We start from the raw sequence: 19,318 nt of genomic DNA on the forward strand, positions 1-19,318 counted from the left end.
ACACTCGCTCGTTGTGCGGATGTCGCCGGTTTTCCGGAAAGATGAGTGCATGCGTAAATTGCTGACCGTCTTCGTGGGGTTGCTGATGGTGGTTCCGACCGTTGCCGCGGCTCGGCCCGACGACGGTCTTCGCGACCGTCCGCTGACCGTCATGACCTACAACATCCATCACGGCGCGGGCACCGACGGCGTCCTCGACCTGGAGCGGATCGCCGTCCTGATCGAGCAGTCCGGCGCGGACGTGGTCGGCTTGCAGGAGGTGGACCGGCACTGGTCCGAGCGCAGCAACTGGGTCGACCAGCCGGCCTGGTTCGCCAACCGGCTCGGGATGCACTACGCGTACGCGGCCAACCTCGACCTGCCGCCGCTGAACACCGGCGAGCCGCGCCGCCAGTACGGGACCGCGGTGCTGTCGAAGTACCCGATCCAGGACTTCAAGAACACGCTCCTGCCCCGCTACCCGGCCGGTGAGCAGCGCGGCCTCGGGGTGGCGACCATCATCGTGAAGGGCACCGAGCTGCGGTTCGCGAACACGCACCTGACGCACAACAACAATGCCGAGCGCCTCGAGCAGGCCCAGAAGGTGGTCGAGCTGCTCGGCAAGTCGCACCCCGCGACACTGCTCGTCGGCGACCTGAACGCGACCGCGGACGCGCCGGAGATCAAGACCATGACCTCGGTGTACGACGACACCTGGACCGAGGTCGGTGTCGGTCCGGGCTACACGATCGAAGCCGACAACCCGACCAAGCGCATCGATTACCTGCTGCACAGCCGGCAACTGCGCCCGACGAAGGCCGCCGTACCGATGACGCCGGCCTCGGACCACTTGCCGGTGGTCGCCTCGTTCGTTCTCAGTTGAATCACCGAGTTCACCGCAACGCCCCTCCGGCCCGGCCGGAGGGGCGTTTTCGTGCGCGGACCTGCGGCTTCGCGGAATTACAAGCTTGTAGTTTGTCAAGTCGACACACGGGTGAAACAAAGATACTTGTGTGAAAACTGTTCCCAATGGGGCTGCAGGCAACTAGTGTCACGTATGTGGTCCAGGAGGACCAAAAGTTCACGAACCCTGGGGAAGGGGTTCGTGACCGGCGGAAGGAACGATCCCGATGCGGACGCCCCCCAGGGCCACGTCCGGCGGGCGGATCACGAGTGCTGGGAAGACCGGCCGAGCAGGTAAGGCCCTGCTCTCCGGGGTGCTCGCGATCTGCTTGGCCGGCGCCATGGCCGTGCCCACCCTCCCGGCCGAGGCCGCGAAGCCGAAGCCGCCGGTGATTCCGTCCAAGGCCGCCGTCGAGCGCGCCAAGCAGGCCGCCGCCTCGAAGGCCGGCCAGGTCGCCGCGATCGAGCGTCAGCTGGCCGCCGCCGGCGCGCGGCTCGAGCAGCTCGGCATCCAGTCCGGCATCGCCGACGAGGCGTACAACGGCGCCGTCTACCGCCTGCAGCAGGCCAAGGCCGAGGCGGCCGCCGCCGCGGCCCGGGCCGCCGAGGCGCAGAAGACCCTGACCGCGCAGCGGCAGCAGATCGGCCGCTTCGCCGCCGCGTCGTACCAGGGCGGCGGCGAGGTGGCGAAGATCGCGCCGCTGTTCACCGCGGACGGTCCGCAGCAACTGCTCGACTCGGCCGGCGCGGCGCACTCGGTGTCGGCGGCGATGCAGGGCTCGTACCTGCGGTTCACCGCGACCCAGGTGATGACGAACCTGTTCAAGGTGCAGGCCGACAAGGCGGTCGTGAAGGTGAAGAAGGCCGCGGACGAGGCGGCCGCGGCGAAGAAGGCGGCCGAGGCCGCGGAGGCCGCGCAGTCGGCCGCCGTGACCGCGATCGGCGTGCAGCGCAAGCAGTCGATCGCGCAGCTCGCCACCTTGCAGAACATCTCGGTGCAGGTCGCCGCCCAGCGGCAGCAGGGGCTCGAGGAGCTTGCGCGGCAACGCGCCGCTGCGATCGCCGCGAAGAAGGCCGCCGAGCTGAAGCGCCGGATCGCCGCCCGGGAGGCCGCGGAGCGCCGCGCTGAGGCGGCCGAGCGGGCCCGGGAGGCCGCGGAGCAGGCTCGCGAGGAGAAGGAAGAACGCGAGCAGAACAAGGGCAAGAAGAACCCGCCGAAGCGGCACAAGCCGTCCACCCCGAGCCGTGACAACGACGACAACGACAACGGCAACAGCTCGCGGAAGGGCGCGTCGGCGGCGATCGAGTTCGCGATGCGGCAGCTCGGCGACATGTACCTGTGGGGCGGGACCGGCCCGAGCCGGTGGGACTGCTCCGGACTGACCCAGGGCGCCTGGGCGCGGGCCGGTGTGCAGCTGCCGCACTACAGCGTCGCGCAGTACGAGCAGATCCAGCACATCGACGAGGACGAGCTGCGGCCCGGTGACCTGATCTTCTGGTCGCTGAACCCGAGCGACCCGGGCACCATCCACCACGTCGCGCTGTACCTCGGCAACGGCCGGATGATCCACGCGCCGCGGACCGGCAAGCCGGTGCAGATCGACAGCGTCTACTACTGGGAACCGCCGGACTTCTTCGGCCGCCCCTGAAAACAGTTGTCCCCGGCAACGGTCCGCTGCCGGGGGCGAACCACTAGGCCAGCCGGTGTCCGCCGTCGGCGTGCAGAACGGTGCCCGTGATGAAACCGTTGCGCAGTAGGGCGATGATCGCCGCGGCGATGTCCTGGGGCCGGCCGATCCGGCCGACCAGGAGGCGGTCCGCCATCGCGGACAGTGTCGCGGGTGCCGCGTCGCCGGCGACGTCCTGCCAGATCGGGGTGTCGACCCAGCCGGGTGAGACGACGTTGACCCGAAGCGGCGCGAGTTCGACCGCGAGTGCCGCGGCCAGCGAGGCGAGTGCGCCGTTGAGTGCCGCGAGCAACGAGGCGCGCGGCCCCGGCCGGTACGCCGCGATCCCCGAGGTGAACACGATCGAGCCGCCCGGTTCGAGCAGCGGAGCGCCGTGTTTGGCGAGCAGCAGCGGACCGAGCAGCTTGGAGTCGACGGCCGCGCGCGCCGAGCCCACGTCGTACGCCGCGATCGGCTGGTAGGCGCCGCCGACGTCGGCGGCCGTGGTGACGATGTGGCTGACCTTGCCCGTGGTCGCGAAGAGGCGTTCGATGTCCTGCTCGCGTCCGAGGTCCATGGCGACGGTCCGTACGCCGAGCTCTCGGCGGACCGCGTCGAGTTTGGCCGGGGTTCGGCCGGCGACGGTGACCTCGCTGCCTTGGGCAACGAGGTCGGCGGCGAGGGCGCGGCCCATCCCTGAGCTTCCGCCGACGATGACGACGTGTTCCGGCAACAGTTTCTCCTTCGGTGGTTGACGTTTCGAGCCAACCACCGAGGCCGTCAGTCCACCACGACTTGTTGCCTAAGGATCGTTAGGCCGGGGCTAACGACCATCGCCTGGAGTACCGGGTTGTGCGAGTCGGTGCGCCACACGGCGGCGTACCGTGCGACCAGCGGGCGGCCCGCGAGCGGTCGCCAGACGATGTCCGGCGTGGCGGCGCGACGGGAGCCGAGGCTGAAGGCATCGCGCCGAACGAGGAGGGCTGACCGGAGCTGGGAGTGGCTCATGCTGATGTCGCTCAGCCGTACGCCGTTGCCGATCCGGCGGATCGTGTCGTCGTAGAACTCGGGGGCGGCGGCGCGGGGGATCCAGATGAGCTCGAGGCCGGTGAGATCGTCGAGTGTGAGTTCCGATGCGGCCGCAAGGGGGTGGGTCGCGGTCAGCAGGACGCCGAGCTCCTCGTCGGCGAGGTGTTCCGAGGTGATTGCCGGTGGCAACGTCAGCGGGGTGCGGACCAGGCCGAGGTCGATCTCGCCGGCGTCGAGCATCCGGAGCTGGTCGGTCGTGGTGCCTGCCTCGAGGGTGACCGTGCTGTTCGGGAAGCGTTCGGTGGCGAGCTGTTCGAGGGCTGCCGGGAGGTGGCCGGGGATCCCGTTGAGCAGGCCGAGGCGGAGCACCGGCACGTCCAGGCCGGCGGCCCGGCGCGTGTCCTTCAGCGCCAGGCCGGCCGCCTGGAGGGTTTCCCGGGCGCGGGCGAGCAGGACCTGCCCGGCCGGGGTGAGTTCGACGCCGCGGCTGTGCCGGATCAGCAGGGCGGTGCCGATCTCGCGTTCGAGCTGCTTGATCTGCTGGCTGAGCGTCGGGGTGGAGATGTACAGGCGCTCGGCGGCCTTGCCGAAATGCAGTTCCTCGGCCACGCCCACGAAGTACCGCAGCTGCCGAAGCTCCACCCGATGATTCTATTCGGGGGTCGCGACGAGGCGGCCGAGGTTGGCGCGGGCGTCGAGGGTTTCGTGGATGCGGGCGACGTCGGTGAGCGCGTGGGTGGCGTGGACGACTGGGCGGAGTTCGCCGGACTGCCAGCGGCGGGTGACCTCGGCGATGTCGGCGCGGGCCTCGTCCGGGCGGGTCTGCTGCCAGCCGCCGAGCGAGACGCCGGTGACCGACTTGAGGCCGAACAGCTTGAGTACGGAGACGACCGGGACCTCGGTGGTGATCGCGCCGTACGTGATCATCCGGCCGAGCGGTGCGAGCAGGTCGAGACCCTGGTCGAAGACGGTGCCGCCGACCGAGTCGAGGACGGTGTCGACGCCGTCGGGAGCGAGCTCGCGGACGCGGGCCGTCCACGCGGGGTCGGTCAGGTCGACGGGCTCGGCGCCGAGTTCGCGGATGAAGTCGAGCCGTTGCGCCGAGGACGCCGTACCGATGATCGTCTTCGGGTCGTAGGAGCGGGCCAGCTGGACGGCGAGGTGGCCGACGGTGCCGGCGGCGGACTGGATCAGGACGGTGCTCCCGGGGGCGACCTGGCCGGTTTCGAGCAGTCGATAGGCGAGTGGGGCGGTCATCGACATCATCGTCGCCTCGCCCGCGTCGGCGTCGTCGGGGACCGGTGCGAGGAAGCCTGCGTCGGCGACCGCGTAATCGGCGAAGGCGTCCTCGGACAGGGCGCTGACCCGTTGGCCGAGGAGGCCGGGCGGCGTGCCGGGGCCGAGTTTGACGACGCGGCCGACGACGTCGCCCGTGAGCGTGCCGGGGAGCGGACGGTCCCAGGGGGAGCCGCCGCGACGGAGGACGGTGTCGATCGCGTTGGCGCCGATCGCCTCGGCCTGGATCAGGACCTGGCCGGCGGCGGGCTCGGGGACGGCGACCTCGTCGAGCTGGAGTACGTCGGGACCGCCGTGGTGGTGGAAGCGCACTGCGCGCATGGTGGGATCTCCATATTGTGGGATGTATAAATAATGGGAGATTCCCACGATAACTCGACACGGCGGCCTTGCCAATAGAGTTGGTGCGGTGAAGAAGTCGCCGAACCACCGGCTGTCCGACCACGTGCTGTTCGCGCTCGGGCGGTCGAGTCAGTACGCCCAGCGGCTGGTCCGGCAGCACATGATCGACGGCGGCGTCCGGACGCAGCACTATCACGTGCTCGCGAGTCTCGCGGACGACGGTGAGGCCGTGCAGGCGGCGCTCGCGGACCGGATCGGGTTCGACCGCAGCGATCTGGTGACGCTGCTGGACGAGCTCGAGGAGCTGAAGTTCCTGGCGCGGCGGGTCGATCCCGCCGACCGGCGACGGAAGATCGTCGCGATCACCCCGGCGGGTGAGCGGCAGCTCGACGCGATGGACGAGCTGATCCGCGCCGCGGAGGCGGACCTGCTGGAGCCGCTGACCGCGGCGGAGCGCAAGACGCTGCTCGCGTTGCTCCGCCGCGTATCAGGCGATTAGTGGCCTTCGGTCTTCAGGCGGGCGAAGGAGGCGGTGATCTCGGTCTCGGCGTCGGCGCGGCCGACCCAGGTGGCGCCCTCGACCGACTTGCCGGGCTCGAGGTCCTTGTAGACCTCGAAGAAGTGCTGGATCTCCAGCCGGTCGAACTCCGGCACGTGGTGGATGTCGCGCAGGTGCTCCTGCCGCGGGTCGCCGGCCGGGACGCAGAGGACCTTGTCGTCCGGCCCCTTCTCGTCGGTCATCCGGAACATGCCGATCGCGCGAGCGCGGATCAGGCAGCCCGGGAACGTCGGCTCCGGCAACAGCACGAGCGCGTCCAGCGGGTCGCCGTCCTGGCCCAGGGTGTCCTCGATGAACCCGTAGTCGGACGGATACTGGGTCGCCGTGAACAGCGTCCGGTCCAGCCGCAGACGGTTCGTCTTGTGGTCCAGCTCGTACTTGTTGCGAGTGCCCTTGGGGATCTCGATGAAGACGTCGAACTCCATACGGCAGATACTGTCACGGTTCCGACCGACCGAATGACAGGAGCAGCCCGGTGGCCCGACCTGCCCGTGCGGCATTCGTCACGCTCCTCGCCACGGCGCTGTGCACAAGCACGGGCGCCGGCCTGGTGAGCAGCGCACGCGCCGTACCCGGTTCAGTGCAGACAGCTGACCGGAGCACCCAGCAGGCTCCGGCCGTTCTGCCGCCGGCGACCACCGAGGGCGCTGCCCCGACCGCGGCCGGCGTCGGTACGGCGCTCGCGGCGATCCTCAAGGACCCGTCTCTCGGCCCGCACCACGGCATCTACGTGTACGACGCCTCACGCGGCAAGCCGGTGTTCTCGGTCGGTGCCGCCACGCCGTACACGCCTGCCTCCACCTTGAAGCTGCTCACCACGGTCTCCGCTCTCGCCACGCTTGGCCCGGACCACACGTTCGCCACCAAGGTCGTGAGCGCCGGCAAGGGGTCGATCGTGCTGGTCGGCGGCGGCGACCCGCTGCTTGCTGTGCAGCAGGCGAGCGATTACCCGGCCCGTGCCACCCTCCAGGCGCTCGCTCAGAGCACGGCGAAGGCTTTGAAGGCACAGGGCGTCGCCTCCGTGACCCTCGGGTACGACGCCTCGCTGTTCAGCGGCCCGGCCATCAACGCGAACTGGGAGGCGAACTACGTCCCCGAAGGCATCGCCGCTCCCACCTCCGCGCTCTGGGTCAACGAGGGGCGCCTGTCACCGGGCATGGCCAAGCGGGCGACCTCTCCGGCGCTGGCCGCGGCCACGTCGTTCCAGAAGCTGCTGACGCAGTACGGCATCAAGGTGGGTGCTGCCAAGGCTGCTGCGGCACCCGCCGCCGCCAAGCCGCTGGCGCAGGTCAAGTCGCCGACGCTCGGCCAGATCGTCGAGTACGTCAACCTGCACAGCGACAACGACGGCGCCGAAGTGCTCCTGCGGCAGGTCGGCATCGCGACCGGCAACGGCGGCTCGTACGCGGGTGGCGTCAAGGGTCTCCGGGCCACGCTGACCAAGCTCGGCCTGGACGTCAGCAAGGCCCGCATCTACGACGGCAGCGGTCTGACCCGCAGCAACAAGGTCCCGCTCGACCTGCTCGCCGGTGCGGTCCGCGTGGCCGTGTCGAAGGACCACCCGGAGCTGCGGCACCTGCTGAGCGGTCTGCCGGTGGCCGGCTTCAACGGGAGCCTCAGGGAGCGGTTCAGCTCAGCTGGTACCGGCACCGGGACCGGACTGGTCCGTGCGAAGACCGGAACGCTCACAGGGGTCCACAGCCTGGCCGGATATGCCCGTGACCGCTCCGGCACGCTCCTGGTGTTCGCGATCGCCAGTGACAGCGTGCCGGTCCCGAAGACGCTCGACGCCCGCGCCGCGCTGGACCGTGCCACCGCTGCGCTGGCCAACTGCGGCTGCTGATCAGGCGGCACATGTTGGGACATACCACTAGGGTCGTTGTATGAGTACGGCGGAAGGCGGGACCACGACCGAGATGGTCGACTGGCAGCTGGCGACCGGCGTGGCGCGGAAACTGCTCCGACCCGGCCCTGCGGTCAGCCGCGCGGAGGCGGACCAGGTGGTCGCCGAGCTGCGTCAGTTCGCGGCTGACTCCGAGGGGCACGTGCGCGAGTTCACCGGGCTGAAGGCCACGTCGGCCACTGCGCCGGTGATGATCGTCGACCGGCCCGGCTGGGTTCAGGCGAACGCGGACGGCTTCCGGACCGTGCTGCAGCCGCTGGCGGACAAGCTGCGCGAGAAGGCGGACCGCACTGCGGGCCTGTCCTCCGCGGTCGGCTCCCGGGTGACAGGTATCGAGGCCGGCGCGCTGCTGGCGTTCCTGTCGTCGCGGGTGCTCGGTCAGTTCGACCCGTTCTACCCCGCACAGCCTGACCCGGACCGTCCCGGTCTGACCGGTCGTCTGCTGCTGGTGGCGCCCAACGTCATGCAGGTCGAGTCCGAGCTGGGCGTCGTACCGCGGGACTTCCGGCTGTGGGTGTGTCTGCACGAGGAGACGCACCGGGTGCAGTTCACCGCGGTGCCGTGGCTGCGGGACCACCTGCGGTCAGAGATCGCCCTGTTCCTCGACCAGGCCGAGCTGGACGCTTCGGCGTACGCCGCGATGTTCCGCGAGGCCGTGCAGCGGCTGGGGCGGTCGGTCCGCGGTGAGGCCGAACTGAGCCTGGTGGACCTGATGCAGTCGCCGGAGCAGCGCGCCGTGCTGGACCGGCTGACCGCGGTCATGTCGTTGCTGGAAGGTCATGCCGACTTCGTGATGGACGGGGTCGGGCCGTCGGTCATTCCGACGGTGGACACCATCCGCTCCAAGTTCTCGTCGCGGCGGGCGAGCGGCAACCCGGTGGACCAGCTGCTGAAGCGGCTGCTCGGGCTGGACGCGAAGCTGCGGCAGTACAAGGACGGTGCCGCGTTCGTCCGCCGGGTGGTCGACCGGGTCGGCATGGAGGGCTTCAACCGGGTCTGGACCGGTCCGAACACGTTGCCGACGAAGAACGAGATCGCGAACCCCGATGCCTGGGTCGCCCGACTCCACGGCTGAGCGCCTGGTGGGAGAGCGGCGGGGGAAACTTCACCCCGCCGTCGCTCGCACCCGGGAAGCGGTCCGGGCGACGCTGAGCGAGCTGCCGCGGGGCACCACCGTCCTGGTCGCCTGCTCCGGCGGAACCGACTCGCTCGCGCTGGCGGCCGCTACCGCCTTCGAGGCGCCCAAGCTCGGTCTACGGGCCGGTGCGGTCGTCGTCGACCACGGTCTGCAGGCCGACTCGGGACATGTCGCGGCGACTGCTGCCGAGCAGTGCCAGACGCTCGGTCTGGACCCCGTGCAGGTCCGTGAGGTCGAGGTCGGCACTGAGGGCGGTCCGGAGGGCGCTGCGCGGACGGCGCGGTACGACGCTCTGCGGGACGCGGCGGATGAGCTGGCGGCGGACGTCGTACTGCTCGCTCACACCCGTGATGACCAGGCTGAGACCGTTTTGCTCGGGTTGGGGCGTGGCTCGGGGGCCAGGTCGCTGGCTGGGATGGCTCCGGCTGTGGGGCTGCTGCGGCGGCCGTTCCTGGAGGTCCCGCGAGCCACTACGGCTGCTGCGTGTATCGCGTCCGGGTTGCGGCCGTGGCACGACCCGCACAACGACGATCCGCAGTACACGCGGGTCCGCGTACGGCACGAAGTACTGCCGGTGCTGGAGGAGGCGCTGGGGCCCGGTGTGGTCGAGGCGCTGGCCCGTACGGCGGGTCTGCTCCGGGCGGACGCGGATGCGCTCGATCAGCTCGCTGCGGATGTTGCGGAGACCACACTGAGCCGCGCCGAGGGACAGGTCCGCAGCGACATCGGCGTACTCGATGAGCAGCCCGCCGCGATCCGCACGCGGGTCCTGCGGCAGGCAGCCCTGGAAGCCGGTTGCCGGGCCACCGACCTCACCGCCGGTCACGTGGCGTCCGTCGACGCGCTCGTGACCGACTGGCGCGGGCAGCGCTGGATCGATCTGCCGCAAGGCATCCGGGCGATCCGCAGCGGCGGATTCATCATCCTCGGTCCGGATGTGACAGGCTGAGGGCCGTGGATGCGGCGGACATCGAGAAGGACCTGAGCAAGATCCATTACACCGAGGACCAGATCCTCGCGAAGCTGCGGGAGCTGGCAGCGCGGATCGAGGCCGACTACGAGGGCAAGGACCTGCTGCTGGTCGGCGTCCTGCGCGGCGCGGTGATGGTGATGGCCGACCTGGCCAGGTCGTTCAGCCGGCACGTGGAGATGGACTGGATGGCCATCTCGTCGTACGGCTCCGGGACCAAGTCGTCGGGTGTGGTGCGGATCCAGAAGGACCTGGACACCGACATCACCAACCGGCACGTGCTGATCGTCGAGGACATCATCGACACCGGCCTCACGCTCAGCTGGCTGGTCAGCAACCTGGAGTCACGCAAGCCCGCCTCGCTGGAGCTGTGCACGGCCTTCGTGAAGCCGGACGCCGCGAAGATGCAGGTCCCGGTGAAGTACGTCGGCCTGGAGCTGCCGGACGAGTTCGTCGTCGGGTACGGGCTGGACTACGCGGAGAAGTACCGGAACCTGCGCTGCGTGGCGACTCTGGCCCCGCACGTCTACTCCTGATCCGCGCTTCAGGGCAGACTTGGTGACGGCCTGTACAACGGGTCGTACCGTCCTTTGGTGACCCTCGTGCTGTGTTGTCTTGTGCGACACGAGACACTTGGACTGGTATTACCGTCACAAGCCCGCCATACCCGGGCCTGCCGAGCTAGGAGGGACGGGGCCTAGGCCTCGATCATGGACGTGAAGCGCATCTTCCGCGGACCCCTGTTCTGGATCGTCGTCGCCTTCCTGGGCGTCCTGGTGATCGGGCAGCTCCTGACCGGCTCGACCGGCTACAAGACCGAGCCCACCGGCCAGGTCGTCCAGCTCATCCAGCAGGCCAAGTCGTCGAGCGACAAGACGATCAAGACGGTGACGCTGATCGACCCGGATCAGGAGATCCGGATCGAGAAGACCGACGGCACCAAGCTCCGGGCGCACTGGGTCGACGGCCAGGCGGAGAACCTCGGCAACGACCTGCAGTCGCTGTACGACAGCGGCAAGGTGGAGCGGTACGACGTCGAGAACCCGAAGCCGAGCTTCATCGGCCAGGTGTTCTCCACGCTGATCCCGTTCCTGCTGATCGCCGTGGTGTTCATCTTCTTGATGAACTCCATGCAGGGCGGCGGGTCGCGGGTGATGAGCTTCGCCAAGTCGAAGGCCAAGCTGGTCACCAAGGACACCCCGAAGACCACGTTCGCCGACGTCGCGGGGGTCGACGAGGCGATCGAGGAGCTGCAGGAGATCAAGGAGTTCCTGCAGGAGCCGGGCAAGTTCCAGGCGGTCGGCGCCAAGATCCCGAAGGGCGTCCTGCTCTACGGCCAGCCCGGTACCGGTAAGACCCTGCTGGCCCGTGCGGTCGCGGGTGAGGCCGGCGTGCCGTTCTACTCGATCTCCGGTTCGGACTTCGTCGAGATGTTCGTCGGTGTCGGCGCCTCCCGGGTCCGGGACCTGTTCGAGCAGGCCAAGACGAACGCCCCGGCGATCGTGTTCATCGACGAGATCGACGCCGTCGGCCGGCACCGCGGCGCAGGCCTCGGCGGCGGTCACGACGAGCGCGAGCAGACGCTGAACCAGCTGCTGGTCGAGATGGACGGCTTCGACGTCCGCGGCGGCGTGATCCTGATCGCGGCCACCAACCGGCCCGACGTCCTTGACCCGGCGCTGCTGCGGCCCGGCCGCTTCGACCGGCAGATCGCCGTCGACGCGCCGGACATGCCCGGCCGGCAGAAGATCCTCAAGGTGCACGCGCGCGGCAAGCCGATGGCGCAGGACGTCGACCTCACCGCGGTCGCCCGCCGGACGCCGGGGATGACCGGTGCCGACCTGGCCAACGTGCTGAACGAGGCGGCCCTGCTGACCGCCCGGTCGAACCTGCAGATGATCGACAACAACATGCTGGACGAGGCGATCGACCGCGTCATCGCCGGCCCGCAGCGCCGGACCCGGCTGATGTCGGACAAGGAGAAGGTGCTCACCGCGTACCACGAAGGTGGTCACGCGCTGGTCGCCGCGGCGCTGCCGCACTCCGACCCGGTGCAGAAGGTGACGATCCTGCCGCGTGGCCGTGCGCTCGGCTACACGATGGTGATGCCGGACGAGGACAAGTACTCGACCACCCGGTCCGAGATGCTCGACAAGCTGGCCTACATGCTCGGCGGCCGCGCGGCCGAGGAGATGGTCTTCCACGACCCGACCACGGGCGCCAGCAACGACATCGAGAAGGCCACCGCACTGGCCCGCGCGATGGTCACGCAGTACGGCATGACCGAGCGGCTCGGGGCGATCAAGTTCGGTCAGGACAACGGCGAGCCGTTCCTGGGTCGCGACCTGGGCAGCCAGCGGAACTACTCCGAGGAGATCGCGGCCGCGGTCGACGAGGAGGTCGGCAAGCTGATCCTGAACGCGCACCAGGAGGCCTTCGACATCCTGGTCGAGAACCGGGCCGTCCTGGACCACCTGGTCGAGGAGCTGCTGGAGAAGGAGACCCTGGACAAGCACCAGATCGCCCGGGTCTTCGAGCCGGTGATCATGAAGGAGCGCCGGCCGGCCTGGACCGGGTCGTCGACCCGGGTCCCGTCCGACCAGCCGCCGGTGATGCCGGTTCCGGGCCGCGCCGAGCAGAACGGTTCGCTGCACGACGTGCTGCCGGGCGGTTCCGTCGGCCCGGACGAGGCGATCCGCCCGCCGGACTACGGCAGCGGCCCGACCCCGCCGAGCCACCAGTGAGCTGACCAAGGTCCTGTCTGGCGATCCATCGCCTACTGCGGGGCACTCGGCACGGCACCTCGCCGCACGGGTGCAAAGGCCACGATGCTCCGCATCGAGACCTTCGCCCCCGCACGCCGAGCCACCGCACCGAGCACCTCCTCGCTACGGCGCTGGATCACCAGACAGGACCTAGCTCGACGAACGCCGCCACCCGACCGGGTGGCGGCGTTTTCGTTCGCCTGCGGGGTAGCGTGCCGGGATGGTGTCACCGAACTTCGACCACGAGCGCGCCGAGCGGGCCGTGCGCGAGCTGCTGTACGCGATCGGCGAGGACCCGGACCGCGAGGGTTTGCGGGACACTCCGGCGCGGGTGGCCCGCTCGTACGCCGAGATCACGGCCGGGCTCGGTCAGGGCGCCGAGGACGTGCTGACGACCACGTTCGCGCTCGAGCACGACGAGATGATCCTGGTGAAGGACATCGAGGTCTGGAGCCTGTGCGAGCACCACCTGGTCCCGTTCACGGGGGTCGCGCACGTCGGGTACATCCCGAGCCGGGACGGCCGCGTGACCGGGTTGTCGAAACTCGCCCGGCTGGTCGACGTGTACGCGAAACGCCCGCAGGTCCAGGAGCGGCTGACCACGCAGGTCGCCGAGTCCCTGGTCGAGATCCTGCAGCCGCGCGGCGTGATCGTGGTGATCGAGTGCGAGCACCTGTGCATGACCATGCGCGGCGTCCGGAAACCGGGCGCCAAGACGATCACCTCGGCCGTCCGGGGCCAGCTCCGCAACCCTGTGACCCGCGCCGAGGCGATGAGTCTGATCGTTGGGTGACCCACCCGTAGCCCGGGGCGGGCTGTGGTCGTTGAAGTTTGAGAGTCCAGCACTATGGACATTCTGTCGCTGAGCGTTTACTTTCCGTAGTGGTGCTTGGCCAACGGGGACCAGGTGCCGGTGTGAGGAGGACAGGATGTCGGGGCGTTTCCGGGTCGGCGCCGCACTTACCGGGGTCGTCGTCCTGACGGCCGGCGGGCTGGTCGCGGCGAACTGGGCCACCGCGGACACGCGGAACAAGACCGGATCCCAGACCGCACCCCACAAGCAGGCCGCGAAGACGGCGGTGGACCCGCTGGTCGCGGAGACCCTGGAGTCGGAGCTCGGCACCGACTCGGGCGTCGTGGGCAGCTACTACGACGACTCCGGCGAGCTGATCGTCGCGGTGTCGGACCTCTCGACGGCCGCCCTGGTCCGCCGGATCGGCGCGGTCCCGCGGCTGGTCAAGTTCACCGCCAAGCAACTGAACGCCGTACAGGGCGAGCTGAACCGGCTGGCGGTCACGTCGAGCGCCGGCAAGGTGCGCTCGTGGTACGTCGACCCGATGTCGGGGACCGTGGTGGTTTCGGTGCAGCGCGGCGCGCACGACTCGATCACCAACCGGTTCCTGTCCCGCGCGCTGGCGAACGGCGAGCGGGTGACGCTGCGCGAGGTGTCCGGGACGGTCCGGCCGACCGCGGACGATTTCAGCCTGCGCGGCGGCGTACAGGTCGACAAGAACACCGGGTACGTGTGCTCGCTCGGGTTCAATGCCAAGACCCGCAAAGGCAACCGGATCTTCCTGACCGCCGGGCACTGCACGTCCGGCAGGCCGTCGTTCTCCCGCAACGGGTACGTCCTCGGCAACACGTCCACGTCGAGCTTCCCGGGCCACGACTTCGGGTCGGTCGGCGTGATCGAGGGCTGGGACCAGCAGGGGTACGTCGAGGGCTGGGGCAACGGGAACGTCGCGGTCAAGGGGATCGCGGACGCCACCGTCGGCTCCACGCTGTGCAAGTCGGGGAAGAGCACCGGCTGGACCTGCGGACGGATCGTCGCCCGGAACGTGACGGTGAACTACGGGAACAACCGCGTCGTCCGCGGGCTGTTCCAGCACACCGCCTGCGTCGAGACGGGTGACTCCGGCGGCGCCAGCATGACCGGGAACTATGCGCAGGGCATCACCAGCGGGGCGGCGCTGATCGACGGGAAGTGCCTGGAGAAGTACGGCCAGACCAACGAGTCGTACGCCCAGCCGATCGCCCCGGCGCTGCAGTCGACGAAGTCCCGCCTGATCCTCGCGAACTGAGCCCAACCGCCCACTTGGGGGTGGGGGCTACTACGGTGTGTGGGTGAGATCTGAGCCGTGGGGTCACGTGGACGGGTTGCCGGTGCTGGACCGGTGCCTCGTCATGGGTGTCGTGAACGTGACACCGGACTCGTTCTCGGACGGCGGTGAGTGGTTCGAGCCGAGTGCCGCGATCAAGCACGGCCGGGAGCTGCTGGCCGAGGGCGCCGACCTGCTGGACGTCGGCGGTGAGTCGACCCGCCCGCGCGCCGTCCGGCCGTCGCAGGAGGAGGAGCTCCGCCGGGTGATCCCGGTCGTCGAGGCTCTCGCCGCGGAAGGCGCGATCATCTCCGTCGACACGATGCGGGCCCCGGTCGCGGAGCTCGTGCTGGACGCCGGCGCCACGATGATCAACGACGTGTCCGGCGGCCTGGCCGATCCGGACATGCTCCCGCTGATCGCCGAGCGCGGAGCGCCGTACCTGTGCATGCACTGGCGCGGCCACTCGATCGACATGCAGAACAAGGCGGAGTACGGCGACGTCGTGGCCGAGGTGATCGCCGAGCTCGGCGAACGCCTCGAGGTGATCCGCCAGGCGGGGATCGACCTGAACCGGGTCGCTCTCGACCCCGGCCTCGGTTTCGCGAAGAACGCGGACCACAACTGGGAGATTCTGCGCCGGTTGCGGGAATTCGCCGTACTGGAAAGACCGTTACTGATCGGTGCGTCCCGGAAGACGTTCCTCGGTAGGCTGCTCGCCGACGAGCAGACCGGTGAACCCAGACCGGCCGTACGACGAGACGACGCGAGCGTGGCCGTATCCGCCTTGGCCGCCGCCGCGGGTGCCTGGTGTGTCCGGGCGCACGCGGTGGCACCGAGCGCGGACGCGGTCCGGGTGGCCAAGAGATGGGGAACTGTATGACGGACGGACCGCGGCAGGACGGTACCCGTGGCGCCACGGTCGAGGACGTCGTACTGAATGCCAACACCGCGTTCTACAACGCGTTCGAGGCCGGGGACCTGGACCTGATGGCGGCTGTCTGGCTGCCGGAACCCGATCCGGTCTGCATCCATCCGGGGAACGCGGCGATCTCCGGGTACGCCGAGATGATGCGGGCCTGGGCGATGATCTTCGCGAACACGCCGTACATCCAGTTCTTCCTCACCGACGTGCAGGTGCGGGTGGATGAAGACGTGGCCTACGTCACGTGTACGGAGAATGTCCTGTCGTCGGGTGAGGGCGCCCCGGAGGACGGATTCGCGGGCGGAAAGGCGCTCGCCACGAACGTTTTCCGCAGAACTTCCTCCGGCTGGCGGTTGTGGATCCACCATGCCTCACCGGTACTGTCGTCTGGGGGCCGACAGGAGGAGGCGGAATGAGCGGTCCCGTATCGCCTCCTGATGTGATCGAGATCCGGGGCATCCGCGGGTTCGGGCGCCACGGGGTGTTCGATCACGAGCGCGCCGACGGACAGGAGTTCGTCGTGGACGTCCGGCTGGAGCTGGACACCCGGGCCGCTGCGGCTTCCGACGACCTGGCCGACACCGTGAACTACGGGGTGGTGGCCGAGCAGGTGCACCAGGCGATCGAGACCGACCCGGTGGACCTGATCGAGACCCTCGCCCAGCGCATCGCCGATCTCTGTCTCGCCGACCACCGGGTGACAGCGACGGCCGTGACCATCCACAAACCCTCGGCGCCGATCACGGTGCCGTTCGACGACGTTGTCCTGACCGTGCAGCGCAGAGCCGGAGAATCCTCGTGACTGAGACCCCTAGTCCCCACGTCATCGACGCGGACACCCTGAGCGGAGGCCTGAAGCCGATCCGCCAGGTGATCCTGTCGCTCGGCAGCAATCTCGGCGACCGTGAGGCGAATCTGCAGGGCGCGGTCGACGCACTGCGGGACACCCCGGACGTCGTGGTGGTCGATGTCTCGCCGGTCTACGAGACCCAGCCGGTCGGCGGCCCGGACGAGTCCGGTCCGTACCTGAACATCGTCCTGCTCGCCGATTCCACGCTGGGCGTCGACCTGTTGCTGGAGCGTGCGCACGCGGTCGAGCAGGCGTTCGGCCGGGAGCGCAGCGTGCCGGGCGCGCCGCGGACCCTCGACGTCGACCTGATCACCTACGGGCAGAAGACGATCGAGACCGAGGAACTGACGATTCCGCACCCGCGGGCGCACGAGCGCGCGTTCGTACTGGCGCCGTGGCTCGACATCGAGCGGGACGCCGTACTGCCGGGCCACGGTCCGGTCGCGGACCTGCTCGCCAAGGTCGGGACCGACGGCGTGACCAAGCTCGACATCGAGTTGCAGTAGTGGTGTCCGGCGGTACCGAGCCCGATCGGGCGCCCAGGAACGGCGACGAACCGGAGCCGCCGCGTCCGGGCTCGGTGCGGCCGACGTCCCGGCGGTTGCTGGTCGCGATCGCCGTCCTCGGGGTCGCGGTCGGCCTGACGATGGTGAAGGCGATCGAGGCCGGCGGGGGTGTCGCGCCCACGGTGTCCTGGCTGACGCTGATCGCCTGGGCGTTCCTGGCCGCGCTGCTGTTCGCCGCGGCCCGCAACACCCACCAGCGGGTCCAGGTACGCCGGGAACGGATCGAACCGTCGCGCGCGGTCTTCCTGTTGATGATCGGGAAGGCGAGCGCCTTCGTCGGCGCGTTGTGCACCGGTGTTTACGCAGGGTTCGCGTTAAGCTTCCTGCAGGCGATGGGCTCCTCGGGGCCTCGTAACCGTGTGATCATGGCCGGTGCCGCGGCGGTGGTCTCAGTGCTGGTCGTCACGGCCGGATTGTTGCTCGAACGTGCGTGTCGTGTGCCCGAGGACCCCGACAAGACCCCCTAACATGCGGTCCATGGGTTCCAGGGGTAGCCGCCGTCGAACCAGGACCACAGTTCTCACCGTCGCCAACGGTTTGCTGATCGTTGTCTGCCTGGGCGTGAGTGTCGCGCTCTTCTCGCAGAATGCCTGGATTCTCCGGGCCGCCGCAGGTGGGGCCGTTCTGGTCGCGATCGCCGCTGCCTTCCTGTTCCGTCACCAGTTGCTGGTGGAGCGGCTGGCGCACTCCGACGAGCGCGCGCAGGTCGCGCAGGAGTACTCGCGGATCACCAGCGCCCGGGTCGTCGAGAACGCGGAGTTCGTCGACCTGATGCAGCGCCGGCTGGACAAGATCGACCAGCGCCTCGACAAGATCGACCAGGAGGTCGCGACCGTCGTCGCGGCCGGCGACAAGCATTCGCAGGCCGACGCGCCGACCGTCGTCGACCTCAAGCTGCGAGGCCTGGCCGCGTCCTGAGAGGGCGTCTAGGAGCTCTGCGCCTACTGCGCGGCGCTCGGCGGCTCGCTACGGCGCAGAGCTCCTAGACGCCCTCTGGCCCCGGCCCCATACTGCGGTCATGGGGCTGGATGCGAACTACCCGGCTGTGACGATGAACGATCCGAACGGCCATGTCACGGTCTACAACGAGGATCATCTGCCGATCGGGCAACTGGGGCCGACGCCGTACGAGTCGCCGTCGGTGAACGTGACGTGCCGGCGCAAGGCGTGGGACGACCTGGACTGGTACCGGCTGCTGAATCCCGAGGGCTTCCCGTTTCCCGCTGACGAGGCGTACGTGTCGGCGGACGAGACGCACGAGCTGAACCCGGGGCAGCCGTACCCGATCCCGGAGTGCGCTTCGGGATGCCCGCTCAAGATCGGTCAGGCAGCCGCCGTCGGCGCACTGGCCATCGGCGGAGTGGCAGCGGCCGCGGCCTGGCGCCGACGTCGCAGGGAGTTGGGCATCGCGTAGGTTCTACGGTGTGGATCTCGCGAAGTTGCTGAAGGTTGCCGGAGCCGCGGTCGAGCGTGGGCGGGCGGTGACACAGAGCCGCGCGGTCGGGGAGCTGACGTTCAAGGGCGACCGGGACATGGCGTCCGAGGTGGACTTCGCCGTGGAACGGGAGGTGCGAGCGTTTCTCGAGCGTGAAACGCCCGAGATCGGCGTACTCGGCGAGGAGGAGGGCGGCGCGACCGACGGGACGCGCTGGGTGCTGGACCCGGTCGACGGCACGGTGAACTTCATCCACGGCGTACCGCTGTGGGCGATCTCGCTCGGGCTGATCCACGAGGGCCGCGCCGTCGCGGGGGTGATCGACCACCCGGCGCTCGGTACGACGTACGCCGCGGCGGAAGGACTGGGTGCGACCTGTAACGGAAAGGCGATCCGGGGCAGTCGATGCACCGATCTGGCCGACGCGTTGGTTGCCGTGGGCGACTATGCGGTCGGGCCGGACGCCGAGGCGGTGAACGCCGATCGAGCGGCGCTGACCCAGCGGCTGGTCCCGCGGGTGCAGCGGCTCCGGATGATCGGTACGGCGGCGACCGCGCTGACCTGGACCGCGAACGGGTACTTCGACGCGCTGATCATGTTCTCCAACAAGCCGTGGGACACGATGGCCGGCGTAGCGATCTGCCGCGAGGCCGGCGTGACAGTCCTGGACCTCGACGGCACCGACCACGCCCCCGAGTCCCGCGGCGTCTTCGCGGTCGCCGACGGCATCCGCAAGCCGCTCCAGGAGCTGCTCGGCTGACCCGTGCGCTGGCAGAGCCGGGAAACTTTTGGTCGGCAGATTCAGGGGGTGGTCGCAACGCGGTCTAGGTCTTGGATGAGGAGGCTAGCGAACATTTCGCGGGGGGTGTGGTAGCCGAGGCGTTTGCGGGGT

At 69.4% G+C, this 19,318-nt stretch carries 22 protein-coding genes; 18 read left to right on the forward strand and 4 right to left on the reverse strand.

Annotation, left to right across the window (positions count from 1 at the left end; genetic code table 11):
• The first annotated feature begins 49 nt into the window (after positions 1–49).
• Both E0H50_RS41355 and E0H50_RS41360 read left to right on the forward strand, forming a co-directional pair.
• Positions 50–862, forward strand: coding sequence for an endonuclease/exonuclease/phosphatase family protein (locus E0H50_RS41355; protein WP_131296644.1), 813 nt, complete (start codon positions 50–52; stop codon positions 860–862).
• Positions 863–1,109: 247 nt separating this feature from the next.
• Entirely contained in the window at positions 1,110–2,531 is a 1,422-nt protein-coding gene (locus tag E0H50_RS41360) for a C40 family peptidase (protein ID WP_131296645.1), read from the forward strand.
• 43 nt (positions 2,532–2,574) lie between these two features.
• On the opposite strand, the gene E0H50_RS41365 is transcribed toward E0H50_RS41360, so the two are convergent.
• Genes E0H50_RS41365 through E0H50_RS41375 form a run of 3 tightly spaced genes read right to left on the reverse strand, consistent with a single transcriptional unit; the run spans position 2,575 to position 5,195 of the window.
• Entirely contained in the window at positions 2,575–3,282 is a 708-nt protein-coding gene (locus E0H50_RS41365; protein WP_202868568.1) for an SDR family oxidoreductase, read from the reverse strand.
• A 47-nt stretch (positions 3,283–3,329) separates the two neighbouring features.
• Positions 3,330–4,220, reverse strand: coding sequence for a LysR family transcriptional regulator (locus E0H50_RS41370; protein WP_131296646.1), 891 nt, complete (start codon positions 4,218–4,220; stop codon positions 3,330–3,332).
• Positions 4,221–4,229: 9 nt separating this feature from the next.
• The gene (locus tag E0H50_RS41375) at positions 4,230–5,195 is read right to left on the reverse strand and encodes a quinone oxidoreductase family protein (RefSeq protein WP_131296647.1); all 966 of its coding nucleotides are present in this window, start codon (positions 5,193–5,195) and stop codon (positions 4,230–4,232) included.
• An 88-nt stretch (positions 5,196–5,283) separates the two neighbouring features.
• Here E0H50_RS41375 and E0H50_RS41380 point away from each other — a divergent pair, with 88 nt between their 5' ends.
• On the forward strand, positions 5,284–5,715 hold the full coding sequence (locus tag E0H50_RS41380; protein WP_131296648.1) for a MarR family winged helix-turn-helix transcriptional regulator: 432 nt from the start codon (positions 5,284–5,286) through the stop codon (positions 5,713–5,715).
• Here E0H50_RS41380 and E0H50_RS41385 read toward each other — a convergent pair.
• A complete protein-coding gene (locus tag E0H50_RS41385) occupies positions 5,712–6,200 on the reverse strand; it encodes an inorganic diphosphatase (RefSeq protein WP_130384966.1) in 489 nt (162 codons plus the stop codon). The two genes, E0H50_RS41380 and E0H50_RS41385, sit on opposite strands and share 4 nt — an antisense overlap.
• A 50-nt stretch (positions 6,201–6,250) precedes the next feature.
• On the opposite strand from E0H50_RS41385, the gene dacB reads away from it, so the two are divergent.
• From dacB to E0H50_RS41460, 15 genes are all read left to right on the forward strand, one after another.
• On the forward strand, positions 6,251–7,618 hold the full coding sequence (gene dacB / locus E0H50_RS41390) for a D-alanyl-D-alanine carboxypeptidase/D-alanyl-D-alanine endopeptidase (protein WP_131296649.1): 1,368 nt from the start codon (positions 6,251–6,253) through the stop codon (positions 7,616–7,618).
• A gap of 40 nt (positions 7,619–7,658) precedes the next feature.
• The gene (locus E0H50_RS41395; protein WP_131296650.1) at positions 7,659–8,753 is read left to right on the forward strand and encodes a zinc-dependent metalloprotease; all 1,095 of its coding nucleotides are present in this window, start codon (positions 7,659–7,661) and stop codon (positions 8,751–8,753) included.
• Positions 8,754–8,760: 7 nt separating this feature from the next.
• A complete protein-coding gene (gene tilS / locus E0H50_RS41400) occupies positions 8,761–9,765 on the forward strand; it encodes a tRNA lysidine(34) synthetase TilS (protein ID WP_337590397.1) in 1,005 nt (334 codons plus the stop codon).
• Between the two features lie 5 nt (positions 9,766–9,770).
• Positions 9,771–10,322, forward strand: coding sequence for a hypoxanthine phosphoribosyltransferase (hpt, locus tag E0H50_RS41405; protein ID WP_131296652.1), 552 nt, complete (start codon positions 9,771–9,773; stop codon positions 10,320–10,322).
• Positions 10,323–10,496: 174 nt separating this feature from the next.
• Positions 10,497–12,530 (forward strand): ATP-dependent zinc metalloprotease FtsH, encoded by a 2,034-nt coding sequence (gene ftsH, locus E0H50_RS41410; RefSeq protein ID WP_131296653.1) that lies wholly within the window; start codon positions 10,497–10,499, stop codon positions 12,528–12,530.
• 241 nt (positions 12,531–12,771) lie between these two features.
• Positions 12,772–13,344, forward strand: coding sequence for a GTP cyclohydrolase I FolE (folE, locus tag E0H50_RS41415; protein WP_131296655.1), 573 nt, complete (start codon positions 12,772–12,774; stop codon positions 13,342–13,344).
• A gap of 136 nt (positions 13,345–13,480) precedes the next feature.
• On the forward strand, positions 13,481–14,632 hold the full coding sequence (locus E0H50_RS41420; protein WP_131296657.1) for a S1 family peptidase: 1,152 nt from the start codon (positions 13,481–13,483) through the stop codon (positions 14,630–14,632).
• A 103-nt stretch (positions 14,633–14,735) separates the two neighbouring features.
• Entirely contained in the window at positions 14,736–15,533 is a 798-nt protein-coding gene (gene folP, locus E0H50_RS41425; RefSeq protein WP_131296682.1) for a dihydropteroate synthase, read from the forward strand.
• Entirely contained in the window at positions 15,530–15,991 is a 462-nt protein-coding gene (locus E0H50_RS41430) for a nuclear transport factor 2 family protein (RefSeq protein WP_131296659.1), read from the forward strand. The genes folP and E0H50_RS41430 overlap by 4 nt, the downstream gene beginning before the upstream one ends.
• Positions 15,988–16,377: a dihydroneopterin aldolase gene (gene folB / locus E0H50_RS41435; RefSeq protein ID WP_131296661.1), complete on the forward strand. Its 390-nt coding sequence runs from the start codon at positions 15,988–15,990 to the stop codon at positions 16,375–16,377. Before E0H50_RS41430 ends, folB begins: the two co-directional genes overlap by 4 nt.
• A complete protein-coding gene (folK, locus tag E0H50_RS41440; protein WP_131296663.1) occupies positions 16,374–16,931 on the forward strand; it encodes a 2-amino-4-hydroxy-6-hydroxymethyldihydropteridine diphosphokinase in 558 nt (185 codons plus the stop codon). The genes folB and folK overlap by 4 nt, the downstream gene beginning before the upstream one ends.
• Before the next feature lie 2 nt (positions 16,932–16,933).
• The gene (locus E0H50_RS41445) at positions 16,934–17,458 is read left to right on the forward strand and encodes a DUF3180 domain-containing protein (protein WP_238151698.1); all 525 of its coding nucleotides are present in this window, start codon (positions 16,934–16,936) and stop codon (positions 17,456–17,458) included.
• Between the two features lie 10 nt (positions 17,459–17,468).
• Positions 17,469–17,909, forward strand: a complete 441-nt coding sequence (locus E0H50_RS41450) for a hypothetical protein (protein ID WP_131296666.1) — start codon at positions 17,469–17,471, stop codon at positions 17,907–17,909.
• Between the two features lie 100 nt (positions 17,910–18,009).
• Positions 18,010–18,405: a hypothetical protein gene (locus E0H50_RS41455; RefSeq protein WP_131296668.1), complete on the forward strand. Its 396-nt coding sequence runs from the start codon at positions 18,010–18,012 to the stop codon at positions 18,403–18,405.
• 10 nt (positions 18,406–18,415) lie between these two features.
• Positions 18,416–19,186: an inositol monophosphatase family protein gene (locus E0H50_RS41460; protein WP_131296670.1), complete on the forward strand. Its 771-nt coding sequence runs from the start codon at positions 18,416–18,418 to the stop codon at positions 19,184–19,186.
• Positions 19,187–19,318: the final 132 nt, after the last annotated feature.

The sequence above is a fragment of the Kribbella sindirgiensis genome (genome assembly GCF_004331435.1).
GTDB classification, from domain to species: Bacteria; Actinomycetota; Actinomycetes; order Propionibacteriales; family Kribbellaceae; genus Kribbella; species Kribbella sindirgiensis.

Bases quoted from the DNA above. Each gene is read 5' to 3' on its own strand.
- E0H50_RS41395 (WP_131296650.1), top strand. From the start codon at position 7,659: ATGAGTACGGCGGAAGGCGGGACCACGACCGAGATGGTCGACTGGCAG.
- E0H50_RS41385 (WP_130384966.1), bottom strand. From the start codon at position 6,200: ATGGAGTTCGACGTCTTCATCGAGATCCCCAAGGGCACTCGCAACAAG.
- E0H50_RS41455 (WP_131296668.1), top strand. From the start codon at position 18,010: ATGGGGCTGGATGCGAACTACCCGGCTGTGACGATGAACGATCCGAAC.
- E0H50_RS41355 (WP_131296644.1), top strand. From the start codon at position 50: ATGCGTAAATTGCTGACCGTCTTCGTGGGGTTGCTGATGGTGGTTCCG.
- E0H50_RS41375 (WP_131296647.1), bottom strand. From the start codon at position 5,195: ATGCGCGCAGTGCGCTTCCACCACCACGGCGGTCCCGACGTACTCCAG.
- folP (WP_131296682.1), top strand. From the start codon at position 14,736: ATGGGTGTCGTGAACGTGACACCGGACTCGTTCTCGGACGGCGGTGAG.
- E0H50_RS41450 (WP_131296666.1), top strand. From the start codon at position 17,469: ATGGGTTCCAGGGGTAGCCGCCGTCGAACCAGGACCACAGTTCTCACC.
- E0H50_RS41360 (WP_131296645.1), top strand. From the start codon at position 1,110: ATGCGGACGCCCCCCAGGGCCACGTCCGGCGGGCGGATCACGAGTGCT.
- E0H50_RS41430 (WP_131296659.1), top strand. From the start codon at position 15,530: ATGACGGACGGACCGCGGCAGGACGGTACCCGTGGCGCCACGGTCGAG.
- folE (WP_131296655.1), top strand. From the start codon at position 12,772: ATGGTGTCACCGAACTTCGACCACGAGCGCGCCGAGCGGGCCGTGCGC.
- folB (WP_131296661.1), top strand. From the start codon at position 15,988: ATGAGCGGTCCCGTATCGCCTCCTGATGTGATCGAGATCCGGGGCATC.
- ftsH (WP_131296653.1), top strand. From the start codon at position 10,497: ATGGACGTGAAGCGCATCTTCCGCGGACCCCTGTTCTGGATCGTCGTC.
- E0H50_RS41420 (WP_131296657.1), top strand. From the start codon at position 13,481: ATGTCGGGGCGTTTCCGGGTCGGCGCCGCACTTACCGGGGTCGTCGTC.